The sequence below is a fragment of the Roseimicrobium gellanilyticum genome (assembly GCF_003315205.1).
GTDB lineage: Bacteria > Verrucomicrobiota > Verrucomicrobiia > Verrucomicrobiales > Verrucomicrobiaceae > Roseimicrobium > Roseimicrobium gellanilyticum.
Window position 1 is genome coordinate 88,813 of record NZ_QNRR01000009.1, and the last position, 15,786, is coordinate 104,598.

Sequence of the window (15,786 nt, forward strand, 5' to 3'; positions counted from 1 at the left end):
CAACTAAGCACAAACCACCTTATCTCAAAAGAGATAATGAGGTGCGAACCTGCGGGAAGTCAGTTCGGATTCGCACCCTCCACGGCGCGCTGCAGGAGCGTGGTTACGTCTTTCACCAGCCCCGCTGCCACCAGGGCATCAAGCGTGGAGACATACATCCCATGCGGCGCCTCACGATCGACGGATACCTTCAGCTTCACGTCAGGATCCGTCATCTTCAGCTCCTTGAGCGCGGATACCAGATCCTGTTCCGCCACCTCCTGACCGCCCAGGAAGATTTTCCTCTCCTTGGTCACGGTGAGGGACGTCTGCGTGTTCTGCGTGGCGACCGTCTTTCCCAGGTTCTCCGCCGTGGGGAGTTTCACGGGCATCTGCGTCTCACGACTGCGGAAGGTCGTGGTGGCGACGATGAAAAGCAGCACGATCACAAGAATGTCCACCATCGCCACGATGGGAATCACGGGCGAAGGACGGCGGCGGCGGCGGAGATTCACGGGCGGAGGTCAGTTCTCAGTTCGCTGGGCTCAGATCATGACTAGCGCGACATCGCACGCTTCACTTCGAAGTGACGGTGGAAGTCATGAATCGCGTGGCGCAGGATGAGTTCCATGCGTACGGAGATGGCATCCAGCTTGCGGCTGAAGTAGCCATGCGCAATCACGGTGGGAATCGCCACCAGCAGACCCGCGATGGTGCTGTGGAGCGCTTCCGCGATGCCCTTGGCCACCATGGCATTGTCACCCTCCGTACCCTGCCCGCCGAACGAGCCGAACACCGTCACAAGACCCACCACCGCGCCGAGCAAACCAAGCAGCGGTGACACGGTCACGATGACTTCAAGGATCGGAATGCCTTCCTCCAGACGGTGCATGATGCCACGCGCGGCGGTCTCACACGCTTCGTTGTTCTCCTCGCGCGTTTCATGCTTGCCGGAGATGGCGATGATGCCGAGCTGCGCAGCCACGCTGCCGTCCTCCTCCAGCATGTCCTGCAGAGGGGAGATGTCCCCGGTGGAGGCGTAGTTTTCGATCTTCTTGATCTCCTCCACGATCTTCGGCGGGAAGAGCATGCCATCCCGGAGCTGCAGCGCCTTGATGATGATGATGGTCACACTGGCAAGCGAGCAGAGACCGATGAGGATCATCACCTCGCCGCCTCCACGTACGAAGTTCCACACGGTGTCTATACCGCTGCTGACGGAGGCGAGAAGTTCAAGATCGGGCATGATTCAGATCGGTCGAGGCGGGTCGGACAGTTATGGATGAATGACAATGTTGTAGGTCATCTCCAGGCGCTCCTTGTCGAGCATGGGCACGAGGTCGGCAGGCAGCGGAGGAATCTCCGCTTTCAGAATGGCTTCAATGGTGAAATCTTCAAAGAGCGGGCTGGCCTTTTCCTCCAGGATTTTCAGGTCCTCGATCTTGCCCTTCTTGTTCACGTAGAAGCGCAGGCTCATATGACCGGGCTCCACGGCATCCATGCGCTGGATGCGGTACTGGTGCCATTTCTTCTCAATCGCACTGGTGACGATGCGCTTGTAGCGACCCGCAGGTGTGGCGGCAGCAGCCACGGCGTCTTCATCACCCACATTGCTGATCGAGCCCTTGATCTTGCCACGATGCGTCTCAGGCTGGAAGGCATTCTCCTGGGGCTTCGGTGTATTCACCACCGGCTTCGCCACCGGAATGGCTTTGGGAATCGGCACCTCTTCCGCCGCTTCACGCATGATGGGCGGCTTCGCGGGCTCCGGCGGAGGCAGCGTCTTCGGTGATTCAGGCGCAGGCTTGGGAGGTTCCGCCTTCGGCGGCTCCTCGGCGAGCTTCTGGTCCAGCTCCTTCATCATGGCCTCGGCAGGAGAGTCCTCCTTTTTCGCCATCTGTGGAGTGGGAGGAGGCGGTGCTGGCGCTTCTTCTTCCTTCTTCTCCAGTTCCTTCGGCTTCACTTCCGCCACGGGAGGTGGAGGCGCGGGCGCGGTCACGGGGGGCGGGGGAGGAACAGGGAGCGGTTCCGGCTCCGGCTTGGGGGCAGGGGCAGGGGGAGTCTCCGCCACTTTGGGCGGCGTAGGCGGCGGCGAGGGCTTTTCAGGCGGCGTAGCGGGTGCCGAGTCATCCTTTGTCTCGCCCGCCTTGTAGGTGCGATTGGCCAATTCCTTGGTCTCGCGATCCAGACCCTCCATGGAGGGCATCGGAGGCCCATCAGGGGTGGAGGCGGCGGTGCCACGCGTCATGGCGACGGTGTTCCGGTCAGATTCGAAGTTCGCGTCCTTGGGCGCCTCCGCCACCGCGGTGTTTTGCGTGGTGCGGATGTATGGGTCCATCTTCTTCTCCGCAGGTGGCGGGGGTGGGGGAGGAGGAGGCGTCGCCACATCCAGGTTAGGAGGGTCCGGGAAAAGCAGGACCACTTCAGGCTCCTCCGCGAGGTCTGGTCTTGGAGCCGCCAGCATCTGGTGAAAGGACGCCACTCCAATCCACACGGCAAACGCCAGGGCAAGCACCACATGCACCGCCAGCGAACCGACGATGGCGTACGTGATGGTCCGGGATTCCGCGTGCGTCATGAAAGGGATACCATGCCAGCTCACTCCGAAGTCGCAAGTCCCGCTCCGTGCCGGTTTCCGCCCTCCCGATTGCCGCTTGCACCGCTCCGGTTGAGGCTATGGTGCACGCTTTCGAACTCATGAGCACACCGCAGAAAGATCCCCAGAGCGTGACCCCGGCGGGCGAAAGGGTAGCTCCCCTCATCGATGGCGTCCGCGTCCGCCGGGCCGTGACCCATCCGGATGAACGGGGTACGGTGTGTGAAGTCTTCAACCCTGAGTGGAGCTTCCACCCCGACCCTCTGGTGTACGTGTACCAGGTCACCATCCGGCCCGGCCAGGTCAAGGGCTGGGTCGTGCACCGCCTTCAGGATGACCGCCTCTTCCTGAGCCAGGGCACGATGAAGGCCGTGCTCTTTGACGACCGCGAGTCGTCCCCGACCTATGGCCTGGTGAACGAGGTTTTCCTCGACCAACACAACCGCGGGCTGCTCGTCATCCCCGCAGGCGTGTATCATGCCATCCAGAACGTAGGTTCGGATGATCTGCTCTTCTTCAACATGCCGACTCGGCCGTACAATCACACGGATCCGGACAAGTACCGGCTCCCGCTCAACAACGACCGCATTCCCTACCGGTTCCCGACCTAGATAGATTAGATGCATCCGGCTCCGCGAGTCAGCGTCATCATTGCCACTTACAACTGGAGCAGCGTCCTTCGGTACTCCATCGAGTCTGTGCTCGACCAGGAGTTTGAGGACTTCGAGGTGCTGGTCATCGGCGACGGCTGCACGGATGACAGCGCTGCGGTCGCTGCGTCGTTCGGTGATGCCCGCGTACGCTGGCACAATCTCCCCGAGAACTCAGGAAATCAGTCCGCTCCGAACAACGAAGGTCTCCGCCTCGCGCGCGGCACCTACTGCGCCTACCTGGGGCATGATGACATCTGGCATCCCAGGCACCTTGCCGTGCTGGTGCGGGCCATGGACGAGACTGGGGCGGACTTCGGGTACACCTGGCTGCAAATGCTCGGCCCAGAAGTGGCGCCTGGGCGGGAACGTGTGCGCCTCCTCACCGGAGTGGCTCCCGGTGGTGTGCACGACAAAGACATGGCCGTGCCCCCCTCGTCTGTGATGCATCGCCGCGAGGCCGGTCTGTCCATTGGCGGATGGAAGGATTACAGGACCGTGCGTTTGCCCCCCGATTCCGAGTTCCTCCACCGGGCCGCCCTGCAGGGCATGCGCTTCACCTGCGTGCCGGAGCTTACTGTATTCAAGTTCAATGCCTCCTGGCGCAAAGACTCTTACGTGGAGAAGCCCTGCCATGAGCAGCGCGAGTGTCTCCGACGCATCCGGGAGGAACGGGACTTCCGTGTCCACGAGCTCCAGGCCGTAATCACGGCCCTGATACGGCAACATCCGGAAAGCGTGCCTCGCATCCAGGTGGCCGAGGATGTGCCGCCGGGCGAAATCGTGCGGCGCAACCGGCGTCTGCGTGGTCTGGAACGTCGGGATGGAGACGCCCCAGCTCCCCAGCCCCTGCCCGCGCGGCTGAATCTCGCCGACACGACTGCGGAGCCCTATCTGGGACCGGGCTGGAGCGTGCCGGAGACCGACTGCCGATGGACAGACGGCACGACGGCGGCACTCGTTTTCTCCTTGGAATCTCCCCAGCAGAGCCTGCTGCGCATGAGCGTGCAACCTTTCCTGATTCCCGGCAAAGTGCAGGTGCAACCTGTCCGCGTGATCGTGAATGGCAAGTTCATGGGCGAATGGACGCTGCGTGCCAACGACTGGGAGCAGCTCGAGTGCGAAGTGCCCGCGGAGGCTCTGACAGCGGTGAACACCCTCGTGCTGGAGCTGCCGGGCGCCGTGTGTCCCTTGCATCTGGGAGTGAGTGCCGATGCCCGCGAGCTGGCGTTGCGAGTAGCTTGGATGGATCTGCAACCTGTTGGCGATCTGCCCTGGTAACGCCTCACGCTGGATACACCGCCAAACGCCACGGACGCCTCAATCACGCTTGCGGGAGAAGATGCCACTCGTGCGCGCGTGATGAAAAATCCACTGCTGGGCATACCCCCGGTACGGACCGAAATGGTCATGTGCGAACTCCTTCAGCACCCGTGAGGTCACCTTGTCCTCCGCATCCGAGAAATACAGCTCCCGCAGTGCCCGCTCAATCCAGACGTCGATGGGAAACACACCCAGCCGCTCATACGAGAAGAGCAGGGTGCACTGTGCAATCTTCGGCCCCACACCGGGCAGCTCGCACAGGCGCAGCAGGGCTTCGTCATCCGGCAATGCTGAGACCGCCTCCAGATCGAACTTCCCATTCGCAATGAGCTGCGCCGTCTGGTGCAGAAATCCCGCGCGGTAGCCCAGGGCACAGTTGCGGAGCGCTTTTTCACCCGCCTTGGCCAGCGCCGCCGGGGTGGGGTACGCATGAAGCTTCACCCCTTCCCTGGTGGTGATGACCTCCCCATATTTTTCCCTCAAGGTGAGCGAAATCTGCCGGATGTGTGCCACCTGTTTCATGGAGGAAGTGATGAAGGTGGCAAGGCACTCCCACTTCGGCTGGCGCAGGATGCGGATGCCGGGCGCATACTTCAGCGCCCGCTTCAGGTGCGTATCGCCCTTCGGTAGGGTGCGTCGGATCTTCGTGAAGTCGTGATCCAACGCCAGGTAGCTGCTCACCAGCGCCTCCGTCCCGGCTTCCGCTTCCACCTGGTCAGGCGCGCTCTGCCGTACCCACACCGGCGTGTTCCCAATGAGCCCATGAAAGGTCTGCCCTTCGCGATGCCAGTGGAAAACCTGCCCGCTTTCCAGCGTCGCTGCGAGATCGAACCCAGGTGCTGCCAGCTTGATCCACTCCATGCGAACTGCTCCTACTCCGGCCGGTTCCTCATGAAGTCCGCGAGCTGGCCAAAGAACTCACGCAGCACGTTCGCCTCCTCCTCTGGCACGCCCGTTTCCTGCAGCGCACCTTCCATGAGTTCCATCCAGCGGTCCCGTTCCTTCACGCCAATGCTGAAGGGCATGTGCCGGCCACGCAGCCGCGGATGCCCACGTTCCTGGATGTAACGATCCGGACCACCGAAGCGATAAATGAAAAAGTCACGCAGGCGCTTCTCCGAGCCCTCCCAGTCATCCGGTGGGTACAGCGGGCCGATGACGTCATCCGTGCGCACACGCCGGTAGAAGGCCGCCACCAATCGTGTCAGCCCCTCTTCACCCAGCCGCGCATAAATCTGATCTACCATGCACCAGTCTACCAGCCTCGCGGGTGACCGCAATGGCATGGCCCGCTTTCGCTTTCCCATTGCCAGACGCGCAGATGCCGCAAGAGTGCCCGCGTGATCCGCGCACTCCGCACCACCCTTGCCCTGCCGTTGTTCCTTCTGCTGAGCGCCTGTGGCGGCTCTCGCGAGAGGGCGGACCTGGTCTTCGTGAACAGCGCGGAAATCGAAACGCCCGATCCCGCCAAAGCCACGGACCAGGTGAGCATGCGCATCAGCGAATCGCTCTTCGAAGGCCTGTGCCGCAATACCGGTGGCAAGGCCGAGCCCGCCGTCGCCGAGCGGTGGGAGGTGAGCGAGGACAAGAAGCGCTATGTCTTCCACCTCCGCAAAGACGCGGTGTGGAGCAATGGCGACCCGGTCACGGCACATGACTTTGTGTGGTCCTGGCAGCGGGCCCTGGATCCGAAGACCGCTTCCGACTATGCGCCGCAGCTCTATCCCCTGGTGAATGCGAAGGCCTTCAACGAAGGGAAGGTCACCGACCCCTCACAGATTGGGGTGAAGGCGCTGGATGATCGCACACTGGAGTGCGTGCTGGAGAATCCGATTCCCTACTGGATCGACCTCTGCGCTTTCCTCACGCTCTCCCCCGTGCATCGCCCCACCGTGGAAAAGCACGGCGACTCATGGATCAAGGCCCGCAACATCATCGGCAATGGCCCTTACGTCATGGGTGAGTGGCTCATTGATGACAAGATCCGTCTCATCAAGAGCCACAACTACTGGGACCGCGACAACGTGAAGATGCGCACCGTGGAGGTACTGCCCATCAGCGAGGCGAACACCGCGCTCAATTACTTTCTCACTGGCCAGGCAGATCTCCTCATGGACAAGGGCATGGTGCCGCTCTCCCTCGTGCCGAAACTCAAGAAGGAAGATTACTTCCATACGGGACCCTTCCTCGGCACATGGTTCATTCGCATGAATACCAAGAAGCCGCACTTCCAGGATCCTCGTGTGCGGCTCGCCTTCGCCTATGCGGTGGACCGGAAACGCATCGTGGAAAAGATTACGCAGCTTGGCGAGCAGACCGCCTTCTCGCTTACGCCTCCCGGTACGGGACAGAACTATCAGCCACCTCCCGGTCCCGAATACAATCCGGAGAAGGCCAGGGCTCTGATGGCAGAGGCGGGCTATCCCGGTGGTCGCGGCTTCCCTCGTGTGGAGTACCTTCACCTGCCCCTGCCCATCGAGCGCAACATTGCCGTGGAATTGCAGTCCATGTGGCAGCAGACCCTGGGCGTCACGGTGAACCTCGACAAGAAGGAGCAGAAGATCTGGCTGAGCGCCATGCGCGAGTTGAGCTATGACATGTGCCGCTCCAGCTGGGTGGGGGACTACAACGATCCCAATACGTTCCTGGAGATGTTCACCATCGGGAATGGCAACAACCGCACCGGCTGGGAAAGCCCTGCCTATGATGGCTTCATCGCGGCCGCAGCGGCCGAGGGCGACACGGCCAAGCGCCATGAAATTTTCAGCAACGCGGAAAAACTTTTGATCTCTGAGCAGGCGCCCATCATCCCCGTGTATCACTATGTGGGTGTGCAGTTCCGCCGCGCGAACCTCAAGGGTGTGAAGGCCAACCTCATCGACAATCATCCCTTCCGCGCCATGTATTGGGATCCAGCACCGGCACGATGAGTGACTTGAAAATCGAACTGGTTCCGCTGGAACCTGCCCATCTGCTCGCACTGATGGAAAGTGAAGCGGCCTATGAGAAGGTCACCGGCCTGCGAGTGGCCGCAGGTTTGCAAGACTTCTTCGAGCAGGTGCCATCGTCGTACCTCGAAGATGTAAAGTCCGCCAGCGGACCGGACGTTTGGCGGTTTGGCTTTGTCGTCATGATTCCCGCTGAGAATTACTGGGCTGGATGCGCGAGCTACAAAGGACCGCCAGATGCGCACGGCATGGTGGAGATTGCCTATGCCATCGCACCATCCTGGGAGGGCCACGGCCTTGCCACTCAGGCGGCAGCTTTTCTGACGGAACAGGCCTTTCGGGACGCTCGGGTAAAAATCATCCGCGCACACACGCTGCCGGAAAAGAATGCCTCGGGCCGCGTGCTGGAAAAGTGCGGCTTCACTTTCGTAGGTGAGGCCATGGAGCCAGAAGACAGACTCGTGTGGCGGTGGGAGTATCCTCGTCGCTGAAAGAAGGAGCCTCAGCGCTTCTTCACCCCTCACCCCGCCGCGATGCGATCTCTGCCTGGTCTGCGTCGCTCAGTCGTGTCAGGAATGTCTTGAAAGGTTCACCCCATTCCGTGGTGAAGGTGGCCATGTTGGCATCGAGCGTATCCAGTCGCGCAAAAACCTTCGTGCCGTCCTTGCTGGTCCAGGTGCGATAACGTTGCGATTCCAGCCGCTGGCGACGCGCTTCCGCGGCTTTGCCGCTGTTCTTCACCGCATTCTCCAATCGCTGGAGATACGCCTTCGTGTAGGAGCTCTTTTCGCCCGCGTCTTTCTCGTTGTATCCGGCAATGCGGTCTATCTCGGTGCCATCTGGCAGCGTGACCACGACGGTCGGATATCCCTTTGCCTCCAGACGCGCCTTGAAGTCGCGGTAGTAGGGACTTTGCCGCGTGTCTGTGTTCGCGTAATTGATGCGCAGGGGAATGAACTGCTCGGACACCAGGGTGCGGAATTCCGGGGTCAGCATAAGCGTATTCTCCAGCGCCTGTGCAGAGCTGCTGCCCTGATGCGTGAAGAGGATAAGCAACGGTTTCCCGGAGCGGCGGGCATCTTGCGCTGCGGTGGTGAGACTGCTGTGCCAGCCCACACGCCCAAAGTTCTGCGCCTGCGTCTGCACCACATTGGAAAAGTCAAACACGCCTCCCTCAGCGCCACCTCCCGCAGTGCCACCAGGACGTTCTCCCGGCATGCCTCCGGTGCTGGCCCCGGCAAGGGCCTGACCGTCATTCATCAATCCGCGCAGCCCCTTCTCAGGCTCCTCCTGCTTCGGTTGTTTCTTCGGCCGCTTCTTGGTCAGGGCTTTGGTCCTCGCGCCCGCGCTGGCAAGCACGTGACGGGTACGGCCAGCAACATGGCTTCCGAAATGGCACTGCGTGAGCAGCAGCGTCGGGAGCAACGTTACCAGCAACAGGCGACGCATGGGGAAGCGCATGCGCATGGGTCCTAGCGCATGCCTCCCAGGCTGCCCGCCATCGAGCCCGGCTGATAGCCCTTCCACATGGCGGCGCCGCTCGTGGCCGTTCCGTAGTTCTGGCTGTTCAGGTCACCGCCCTGCTGGTTGTACGGCCTGTAGAACCCACCCGCTGCTCCCGCGCTCGGGAGGGACATATCCACCGGATTGCCGCCCGTGGGAATGCCGAGCTGGCGCTTCTGCGCATCGGAAATCTCGTGCCGCGCCCAGGCCATGTCCTGCGCCTGGTTCGGGATGTTGTTCTTGATGGATTTCAGCCGATCGTCATAGCTCTCCTGGCTGATTTCGCCGCGCCGCAATTGTCCGTCGATGATGTCGATTTGGCTCTGCGCCATTTGCTCCGCCTTCTCGTAATAGCGGTCCATCTGCGTAGCAGTCGGCGTCGTGCTGGAAGCGCACGAGCAAAGGGCGGCCAGCGCACCCAGCAGGGCCGTTGTGGATAAGGCACGGAACATCATGAGAAAGAAATTCTAAGGAGAGCGTGGGGCCTTTTCAATGAAAACTACCGCCCCGCGCCATGCATGGACATTTTTGCCCGGCACTGGTTCATTCCGTCTTTCCAATCGACCTCCTGACCGCCATCATGTTCACCAGCAGCAGCTTCGCCGCCCTGCGACGCTGACCGACGTCCTTTCGCGAAACACGACACGATCCTCATGCCCATGACTTTCTCACGCATCGGCCAGCTTTTGTCCGGACCCAGCGGCATTCAGGAGCTGATGGATGACCTCGGTGCGGCGATGACCTCCCACCCGGACATGCGCATGCTCGGGGGAGGCCAGCCGGCAGCCATCCCGGAAGTGCAGGCGCTGTGGCGGAAGAGGATGCATGCCCTGGTGGAGGATGGTCCAGCGCTCGACCGCATGCTGCTCAACTACGATCCGCCCTCGGGAAACCCGCATTTCCGCGAGGCCTTCGCCGCCTTCCTGAAACGTGAGTGCGGCTGGGACGTCACGCGTGAAAACATCTGCGTCCTGCCCAGCAGCCAGGCCGCGTTCTTCCTGCTCTTCAACCTTCTCGCCGGCGACTCCCCTTCGGGGAAAAAGCGCATCCTCTGCCCTCTGGTACCCGAGTACATCGGCTACGCCAACCAGGGCCTGAGCGAGGAACACTTCGCCGCGTGCCTGCCTCAGATCGAGGAGCACGGCCCGCATGAAATCAAATACCGCGTGGACTTCGAGGCCCTCCGCAAGGCCATCACACCGGACATCGCCGCCATGGCCGTCTCATGCCCCACGAACCCCACAGGCAATGTGCTGACGCAGGGCGAGTTCGACGGATTGCGTGACCTCGCGCGGAAGCATGGAATTCCGCTCATCGTGGACAACGCCTACGGCCATCCCTTTCCTGATGTGCTCTACACCGGCTTCCATCCGCACTGGGAGGAGGGCATGATCTTCTCCATCAGCATGTCGAAGGTGGGGCTGCCCGGCGTGCGCAACGCGATGATTGTCGCTTCAAAGGAAATCGTAAAGGCACTCAGCAACATGAACGCCATCCTCGCGCTGGCGAATCCCAATCTCGGCCAGACCCTGCTGACCCCGCTGCTGGCCGATGACACCCTGCCGCGCCTGAGCCGCGAAGTCATTCGCCCCTTTTACAAAGCCCGCTCCGACTTCGCTGCCGAGGTGCTGACCAACTCATTGGGTGACCGCACTCGCTGGGCCTTGCACGCGCGCGAGGGCGCCTTCTTCCTCTGGCTGTGGCTCAAGGATCTGCGCATCACCTCCGCGGAGCTCTATCAACGGCTGAAGGAACGCAGCGTACTGGTCATCCCCGGGCACTACTTCTCCTTCGGACTGGAGCAGCCGTGGGCTCACGCCGCCCAGTGCCTGCGCATCACGTTTTCCCAACCGCATGACATCGTGCAGGAGGGACTGGAGATCCTTGCGGAGGAAGCGGTGAAGGCGAGCCAATGACCGGCACACGGCGATTGTTTCGGTTTCGCCACGGGACGTAAATGCATGCTGAGTCGACATCGCGTGCGCCCCTGCGCTAAGCTCGCAGTATGAAGTGCGTCTGTACCTTCCTCGTTCTCCTGCTGGCTCTCGCCGCAGTCCGGGCGGATACCATCGGTGACTACACATTCGAGTTGGACGGCGCTCCGCTGGAGCCTGGACTCATCACCACCGAGGGCGAAAATCCCGTGCCAGGAGATGTGGCATTCGTGGCAGGCTTCAAACTGTGCCTGGATGGGCCTGGAACATATGCCTTCATTCGCAAGTACGATGGTCTTTACAGGAAACTGGATGATGGCCGGGTGGTGATGGTGGCTTGCGAAGTGGAGGAGCGAAAGGCCGAGCTTGAGGGCAGCCTGCATGGGCCTCCCTCACCCCGCACCATGATCAACCCCCTTACGGACATGGACGCGACGGCGCTGAAGAACCTGCGTGGCGTGACCCTCACCACGTGGCCTGAGGCCATCGAAAAGCATCTCGCCAAGCTCGACTGGGAACATGTGTGCCTGAGTGTCGAAGGAAAGGCTGTCTGGCAGTTTGGGGAGAAAATGCCGCCGATTCCCACTGAGGTGCGCACGCTGATGGTGGAGTCCGGAGGGTCCTGGCACTGCACCGACATGTCCCCGTTCTTGAGATTGCAGAAGCTTCGGTTCTTGGATCTCCGTCAAGCCAGTACCCGGCATTTTGATTTGAGCGTTCTGAGAGGTCTCCCTCTCGAATATCTCGGCTTGCCTTGGCCTTTGGAGAAATCAGATCCTGAAGCGCTCGGCTCTCTCACGGCTCTCAAGACACTCGTGGCAGACTACTGCGACTATATCGGTGAAGCGCGCTGGCTGGCCAAGCTGCAGAACCTGCGGGTACTCCATGCCAGTCATGCCTTTGAGCGTGATGGGACATCCTTTCCACCTCTTGATCTCGCCGCCATCAAACACCTGCCCAAGCTCACGGAGCTCCACGTGCAGGACAGAAAGGTGGCGAACCTCCCGGACGTCAGCATGCCCAGCCTCAAGAGCGCCTTTCTGCTCCAATGCTCAGCTCCTCCGAAAGCGATCGAAGCATTTGTGAAGGCAAATCCCCAGGCGAGGATCCACAAGAGCATGAACGAGGAGCTCGCCAAGGAGCTTCAGGGAGTGGACAAGCTTCGCGCCAGATCGGGTGGAGTGCGACTTCGTGGCGCTGAAGAGGTGAAAACCATACACGAGACTCGCGACGTGTTGGAGATTCAGGAGCTGGCGAAGAACTTTGCCGTAAGCGAAGTCATCAACTATGGACACTGCAATTGCCTGGGAGACCTCACCTTTGAATGCTACAAAGGCGAGGAACTGGTGGCCGTGATTGGATTCCACCATGGCAGATCCATTCGCTGGCTCGGCGGCACGTGGCCCAGCGATGGTATTCTTACGGGTTCCAGTGCGCACCACCTCACCGGATGGCTTGCCAAACACGGGTACAAAGATCCGCATCAGCTTGCAGAAGAGAGATCCCTGCGCCGTGCCGCTGCCCTGCGCCGCCAGCAGGAGATCTATGCCACGTTGCTGCCCCCTGCATTGGACAGGTCGAAGCTGACCACGTCCACAGAGGACGATGCCCTCGCAGAATTCGAGAAGCACTTCCCCACTGTCCAGGCGAGAGCCGCGCTCTACCTCAAACTCTTCGGCTGCGGGCAGGGTCCTTGGGAGATGGCTTCACCGCTGGACCAGCTCCTCGCCCGGGTGCTGCTTCCCTACCTGCCCAAGGAGGTGCTTCACGAAGCCATCAAGTCCGCGAAGCCCGGTAGCATGGAAAGCCTGGGAGCCCTTCGCTGGGTGTTCGGCGAAGAACATGCGAAGGAGTGGCGTCACGACCAAGTCACCCTGGAACGGCTGGCACGGCAGGCGCTGAGCGATCCCCATTCGGGTAATCGCTGGCTCACACTTGCCGTTTTGCGGGATGTCGAGTCACCTGAGGCCCTCCAGGTTCTACGCTCCGTGTTGAAGGATGGCACCAAGCCATCACCAAAAAGCAAAGAGGCGGAGTACGAAGAGTACGCCTACGAGCGGATCTACCAACCGAGCGCCCTCAAGCTCCCCGCAGGGACACCAGACCAGACCGTCGCAGCTCTCTGCCTGAGGATGCTCCGGGACAAGGAGTCCGCTGCCGAGGTGGAGAAGATCTACCAGCAGCTCGGTGCCGAGACAAAACAAGCGTGGGATGAGATATTGGGCGAGAAGTGACAGTTCCGTTCGCGAACTGGGTGGTGCCTTCCGGTCAAAAGAGAAAAAAACCGCCGGTCCCTCATCGGGAGCCGGCGGTCTGGAAAGGTTCTGAAGCCGCTGGGCTTCGCCAAGCTTAGTGCTTGTGGCCGCTTTCGCAGGTAGCGCACTTCTTGCCAGCCTTTTCAGCCTTGGCGCAGCACTCTTTCTTGGCAGCGGTCTTGGAGGCGCAGCAGGAGTCGCAATCCTTCTTGATGGCAGCGCAGGAGGAAAGGCTCAGCGCGGCGGCGGCAAGGGCGAGGGTAAGGATACGGGTCATGATTTTTGGGAGCAGTACTGTTGGTTGAATGAGCGGTTTAGACTGAATAACAACGGCTGATGCGTGGCATCTGTGTCGCCGGATGCAATAAAAAAGCACGCCAAGACAGGCTCGGCGCGCTTTTTGAAGATCGGATTGAATCAGCTCAGCTTACTTGCTGCTGGTGTGGCCCATGTCCACGGAGGGCTGGGGGGGAGGGGGATTCTTGGAAGCGCAGGAGGAAAGGGTGAGGCCGGCAACGGCCAGGACAAGGGCGGCAATGGTGGCTTTCATGGTCGGGTATCGTTGAATAGATTGAATTGCTGTTTTTGGGGATGGTGGGTAACACCAACCCTTGATTCGGGCTATAACGGCGAGCAGGCCGGATGCCAACTCCGATTTTCTGGGATTTCGTGCAAGTTGCCAACGGCGGGCAACTCGTTCATTCCCCGATCCAAACAGGCGTTCCCACATCCACCAGGTCGTACAGGGCGGCCACATCCGCATTCTTGAGGCGCACGCAACCATGGCTCGCGATCCGGCCGATGCTGCCCTCGTCATTCGTACCGTGGATGTAGATGTACCGGTCGAAGGTGTTCGCATTCCGTTCCTCACAGCCTTCCAGCCAGAGGATGCGGGAAAGGATGAGGTCTCCATCTGTCGGGCCACCTGGCTGCCACTCGCCGACGGGCTTGCGGGATTTGAAAATGGTTCTCTCAGGCAGGCCATCCCCGTGCTTTTCCGCCACGCGGAAGGCGCCCAAAGGTGTCTGGTTCGACCCTGGAGTGAAGCCGATACCGAACTTCGAGGTGCTGCACGGCCACTGCTTCACCAGGCGGCGTCCATCCCAGAGGCTGAGGAGCTGGGTCCCGATGGAGACTTCCAGACGAGGCTGCGTGAACTGCTGCATTTGTTGCATTTTACGTCCGGCAGCGTAGTCTGCGCGCCCCTCAAATCAAAACACAAATATGAGCCATCTCAAGCACGTCGCCATTGCCGGTGCCACCGGCGCCGTCGGCGTGGAAATGCTGCGCTGCCTCGAGCAGCGGAACTTTCCCGTCGGTCAACTGACCCTTCTCGCTTCCGCCCGCAGCGCGGGGAAGACCGTGAAGTTCAAAGGCACCGACGTGACCATCAAAGAGCTCAAGGCGGACTCCTTTGAAGGTGTGGACATTGCGCTCTTCAGCGCCGGCGGCGGCATCAGCAAGGAATTCATCCCGCACGCGGTGAAGGCCGGTGCCGTGGTGGTGGACAACTCCTCCGCCTACCGCATGGATGACTCCGTGCCGCTCGTGGTGCCGGAGATCAACGCGGAAGACGTGAAGAAGCACAAGGGCATCATCGCGAACCCGAACTGCACGACTGCCATCACCCTCATGGCGCTGTGGCCGCTGCACCAGGCCTTCGGCGTGAAGCGCCTCTTTGCCTCCAGCTATCAGGCCGTATCCGGTACCGGTGCACAAGCCATCGAAGAACTCGAGCGCCAGACCCGCGAGTGGGCCAAGGCCGAGCGCAAGTGGGACGATGTACGCCTGCCCGCCGATCAGGTGAAGGTGTACCCCCACCAGATCGCTTTCAACGCCCTGCCCCATGTGGATTCCTTCCTCGACTCCGGCTACACGAAGGAAGAGATGAAGATGGAAAACGAAGGCCGCAAGATCATGCACCACCCGACCCTCCGGGCCAGCGTGACCTGCGTGCGCGTGCCCGTCTTCCGTGCCCACAGCGTGGCCGTGAGCGCCGAGTTCGAAAAGCCCGTGACCGTGGAAGCGGCTTATGAAGTGCTGCGCACCGCCAAGGGCCTGGACCTCGTGGACGATCCCACCCTGAAGAAGTACCCGCTCGCCCTCGACGTGGCCGGCAAGGACAACTGCGCCGTGGGCCGCCTCCGCCTGGACTGCGCCCTCGACAACGGCCTGGCCTTCTGGGTCGCCGGCGACCAGCTCCTCAAGGGCGCGGCACTCAATGCGGTGCAGATCGCGGAGTGCCTCGTGTAAGGTAAGCGACAAGATTCACTGGAAGGGCTTCTTCGTTTCATGCGGGGAAGCCCTTCTTTTTGGTGGGACAGGTGGAGGAAAGAAAGACGTGCTCCTCCGGTCCATGACGCCGCCTGCCTGTTGACCGGTGGGGTGCTGCTGCGTCGGCACCCAAATTGGGCGGGGCTCGGGGCGGAGCGGAGCCAATGGGTGGTGCAGTATGTTGCGCGATAGCAAAGCGGTTCCACACCGCCTCCGCCCACTGAAGCTTGGGTGCCGGCGCAGCAGCACCCTACCAGAACACTTTGGCCTCCGGCCAACAGGCGTGTGCATCGAAGACTGCCTTGGCGGTGGAGCTCTCCCACA

At 61.3% G+C, this 15,786-nt stretch carries 17 protein-coding genes; 7 read left to right on the forward strand and 10 right to left on the reverse strand.

What is annotated here, in order from left to right; all coding sequences use genetic code 11:
- Positions 1 to 59: 59 nt before the first annotated feature.
- Genes DES53_RS22350 through DES53_RS22360 form a run of 3 tightly spaced genes read right to left on the reverse strand, consistent with a single transcriptional unit; the run spans position 60 to position 2,557 of the window.
- A complete protein-coding gene (locus DES53_RS22350) occupies positions 60 to 494 on the reverse strand; it encodes an ExbD/TolR family protein (RefSeq protein WP_113960551.1) in 435 nt (144 codons plus the stop codon).
- A gap of 41 nt (positions 495 to 535) precedes the next feature.
- On the reverse strand, positions 536 to 1,225 hold the full coding sequence (locus tag DES53_RS22355) for a MotA/TolQ/ExbB proton channel family protein (RefSeq protein ID WP_113960552.1): 690 nt from the start codon (positions 1,223 to 1,225) through the stop codon (positions 536 to 538).
- A gap of 30 nt (positions 1,226 to 1,255) precedes the next feature.
- Entirely contained in the window at positions 1,256 to 2,557 is a 1,302-nt protein-coding gene (locus DES53_RS22360) for an energy transducer TonB (RefSeq protein WP_113960553.1), read from the reverse strand.
- A gap of 119 nt (positions 2,558 to 2,676) precedes the next feature.
- Between DES53_RS22360 and DES53_RS22365 the strand changes: the two genes are divergently transcribed.
- Positions 2,677 to 3,186 (forward strand): dTDP-4-dehydrorhamnose 3,5-epimerase family protein, encoded by a 510-nt coding sequence (locus DES53_RS22365; RefSeq protein ID WP_170157306.1) that lies wholly within the window; start codon positions 2,677 to 2,679, stop codon positions 3,184 to 3,186.
- Between the two features lie 9 nt (positions 3,187 to 3,195).
- Positions 3,196 to 4,506, forward strand: a complete 1,311-nt coding sequence (locus DES53_RS22370) for a glycosyltransferase family 2 protein (protein WP_113960555.1) — start codon at positions 3,196 to 3,198, stop codon at positions 4,504 to 4,506.
- Positions 4,507 to 4,545: 39 nt separating this feature from the next.
- On the opposite strand, the gene DES53_RS22375 is transcribed toward DES53_RS22370, so the two are convergent.
- Together DES53_RS22375 and DES53_RS22380 are read right to left on the reverse strand one after the other, a co-directional pair.
- Complete coding sequence (locus tag DES53_RS22375; protein WP_113960556.1) at positions 4,546 to 5,409, reverse strand: DNA-3-methyladenine glycosylase family protein; 864 nt, start codon at positions 5,407 to 5,409, stop codon at positions 4,546 to 4,548.
- Positions 5,410 to 5,420: 11 nt separating this feature from the next.
- The gene (locus DES53_RS22380; RefSeq protein ID WP_113960557.1) at positions 5,421 to 5,795 is read right to left on the reverse strand and encodes a globin domain-containing protein; all 375 of its coding nucleotides are present in this window, start codon (positions 5,793 to 5,795) and stop codon (positions 5,421 to 5,423) included.
- 93 nt (positions 5,796 to 5,888) lie between these two features.
- On the opposite strand from DES53_RS22380, the gene DES53_RS22385 reads away from it, so the two are divergent.
- Positions 5,889 to 7,478 (forward strand): peptide ABC transporter substrate-binding protein, encoded by a 1,590-nt coding sequence (locus DES53_RS22385; RefSeq protein WP_113960558.1) that lies wholly within the window; start codon positions 5,889 to 5,891, stop codon positions 7,476 to 7,478.
- Positions 7,475 to 7,987, forward strand: a complete 513-nt coding sequence (locus tag DES53_RS22390; RefSeq protein ID WP_113960559.1) for a GNAT family N-acetyltransferase — start codon at positions 7,475 to 7,477, stop codon at positions 7,985 to 7,987. The genes DES53_RS22385 and DES53_RS22390 overlap by 4 nt, the downstream gene beginning before the upstream one ends.
- A 22-nt stretch (positions 7,988 to 8,009) precedes the next feature.
- On the opposite strand, the gene DES53_RS22395 is transcribed toward DES53_RS22390, so the two are convergent.
- Both DES53_RS22395 and DES53_RS22400 read right to left on the reverse strand, forming a co-directional pair.
- On the reverse strand, positions 8,010 to 8,945 hold the full coding sequence (locus tag DES53_RS22395; protein WP_211325645.1) for a thioredoxin family protein: 936 nt from the start codon (positions 8,943 to 8,945) through the stop codon (positions 8,010 to 8,012).
- A gap of 23 nt (positions 8,946 to 8,968) precedes the next feature.
- A complete protein-coding gene (locus tag DES53_RS22400; RefSeq protein WP_147263553.1) occupies positions 8,969 to 9,454 on the reverse strand; it encodes a hypothetical protein in 486 nt (161 codons plus the stop codon).
- Between the two features lie 204 nt (positions 9,455 to 9,658).
- Here DES53_RS22400 and DES53_RS22405 point away from each other — a divergent pair, with 204 nt between their 5' ends.
- Positions 9,659 to 10,915 carry a valine--pyruvate transaminase gene (locus DES53_RS22405; protein WP_245958235.1) on the forward strand — a complete coding sequence of 419 codons (1,257 nt, stop codon included), beginning with the start codon at positions 9,659 to 9,661 and terminating at the stop codon, positions 10,913 to 10,915.
- Positions 10,916 to 11,004: 89 nt separating this feature from the next.
- On the forward strand, positions 11,005 to 13,167 hold the full coding sequence (locus tag DES53_RS22410) for a leucine-rich repeat domain-containing protein (protein ID WP_113960563.1): 2,163 nt from the start codon (positions 11,005 to 11,007) through the stop codon (positions 13,165 to 13,167).
- Positions 13,168 to 13,282: 115 nt separating this feature from the next.
- Here the strand turns inward: DES53_RS22410 and DES53_RS22415 are convergent, their stop codons facing one another.
- From DES53_RS22415 to DES53_RS22420, 3 genes are all read right to left on the reverse strand, one after another.
- Positions 13,283 to 13,465 (reverse strand): hypothetical protein, encoded by a 183-nt coding sequence (locus tag DES53_RS22415; protein ID WP_113960564.1) that lies wholly within the window; start codon positions 13,463 to 13,465, stop codon positions 13,283 to 13,285.
- A 150-nt stretch (positions 13,466 to 13,615) separates the two neighbouring features.
- The gene (locus tag DES53_RS33900; protein WP_281270190.1) at positions 13,616 to 13,738 is read right to left on the reverse strand and encodes a hypothetical protein; all 123 of its coding nucleotides are present in this window, start codon (positions 13,736 to 13,738) and stop codon (positions 13,616 to 13,618) included.
- A gap of 148 nt (positions 13,739 to 13,886) precedes the next feature.
- A complete protein-coding gene (locus DES53_RS22420) occupies positions 13,887 to 14,354 on the reverse strand; it encodes a L,D-transpeptidase (protein WP_113960565.1) in 468 nt (155 codons plus the stop codon).
- Between the two features lie 58 nt (positions 14,355 to 14,412).
- On the opposite strand from DES53_RS22420, the gene DES53_RS22425 reads away from it, so the two are divergent.
- A complete protein-coding gene (locus tag DES53_RS22425; protein WP_113960566.1) occupies positions 14,413 to 15,441 on the forward strand; it encodes an aspartate-semialdehyde dehydrogenase in 1,029 nt (342 codons plus the stop codon).
- Positions 15,442 to 15,786 lie beyond the last annotated feature (345 nt).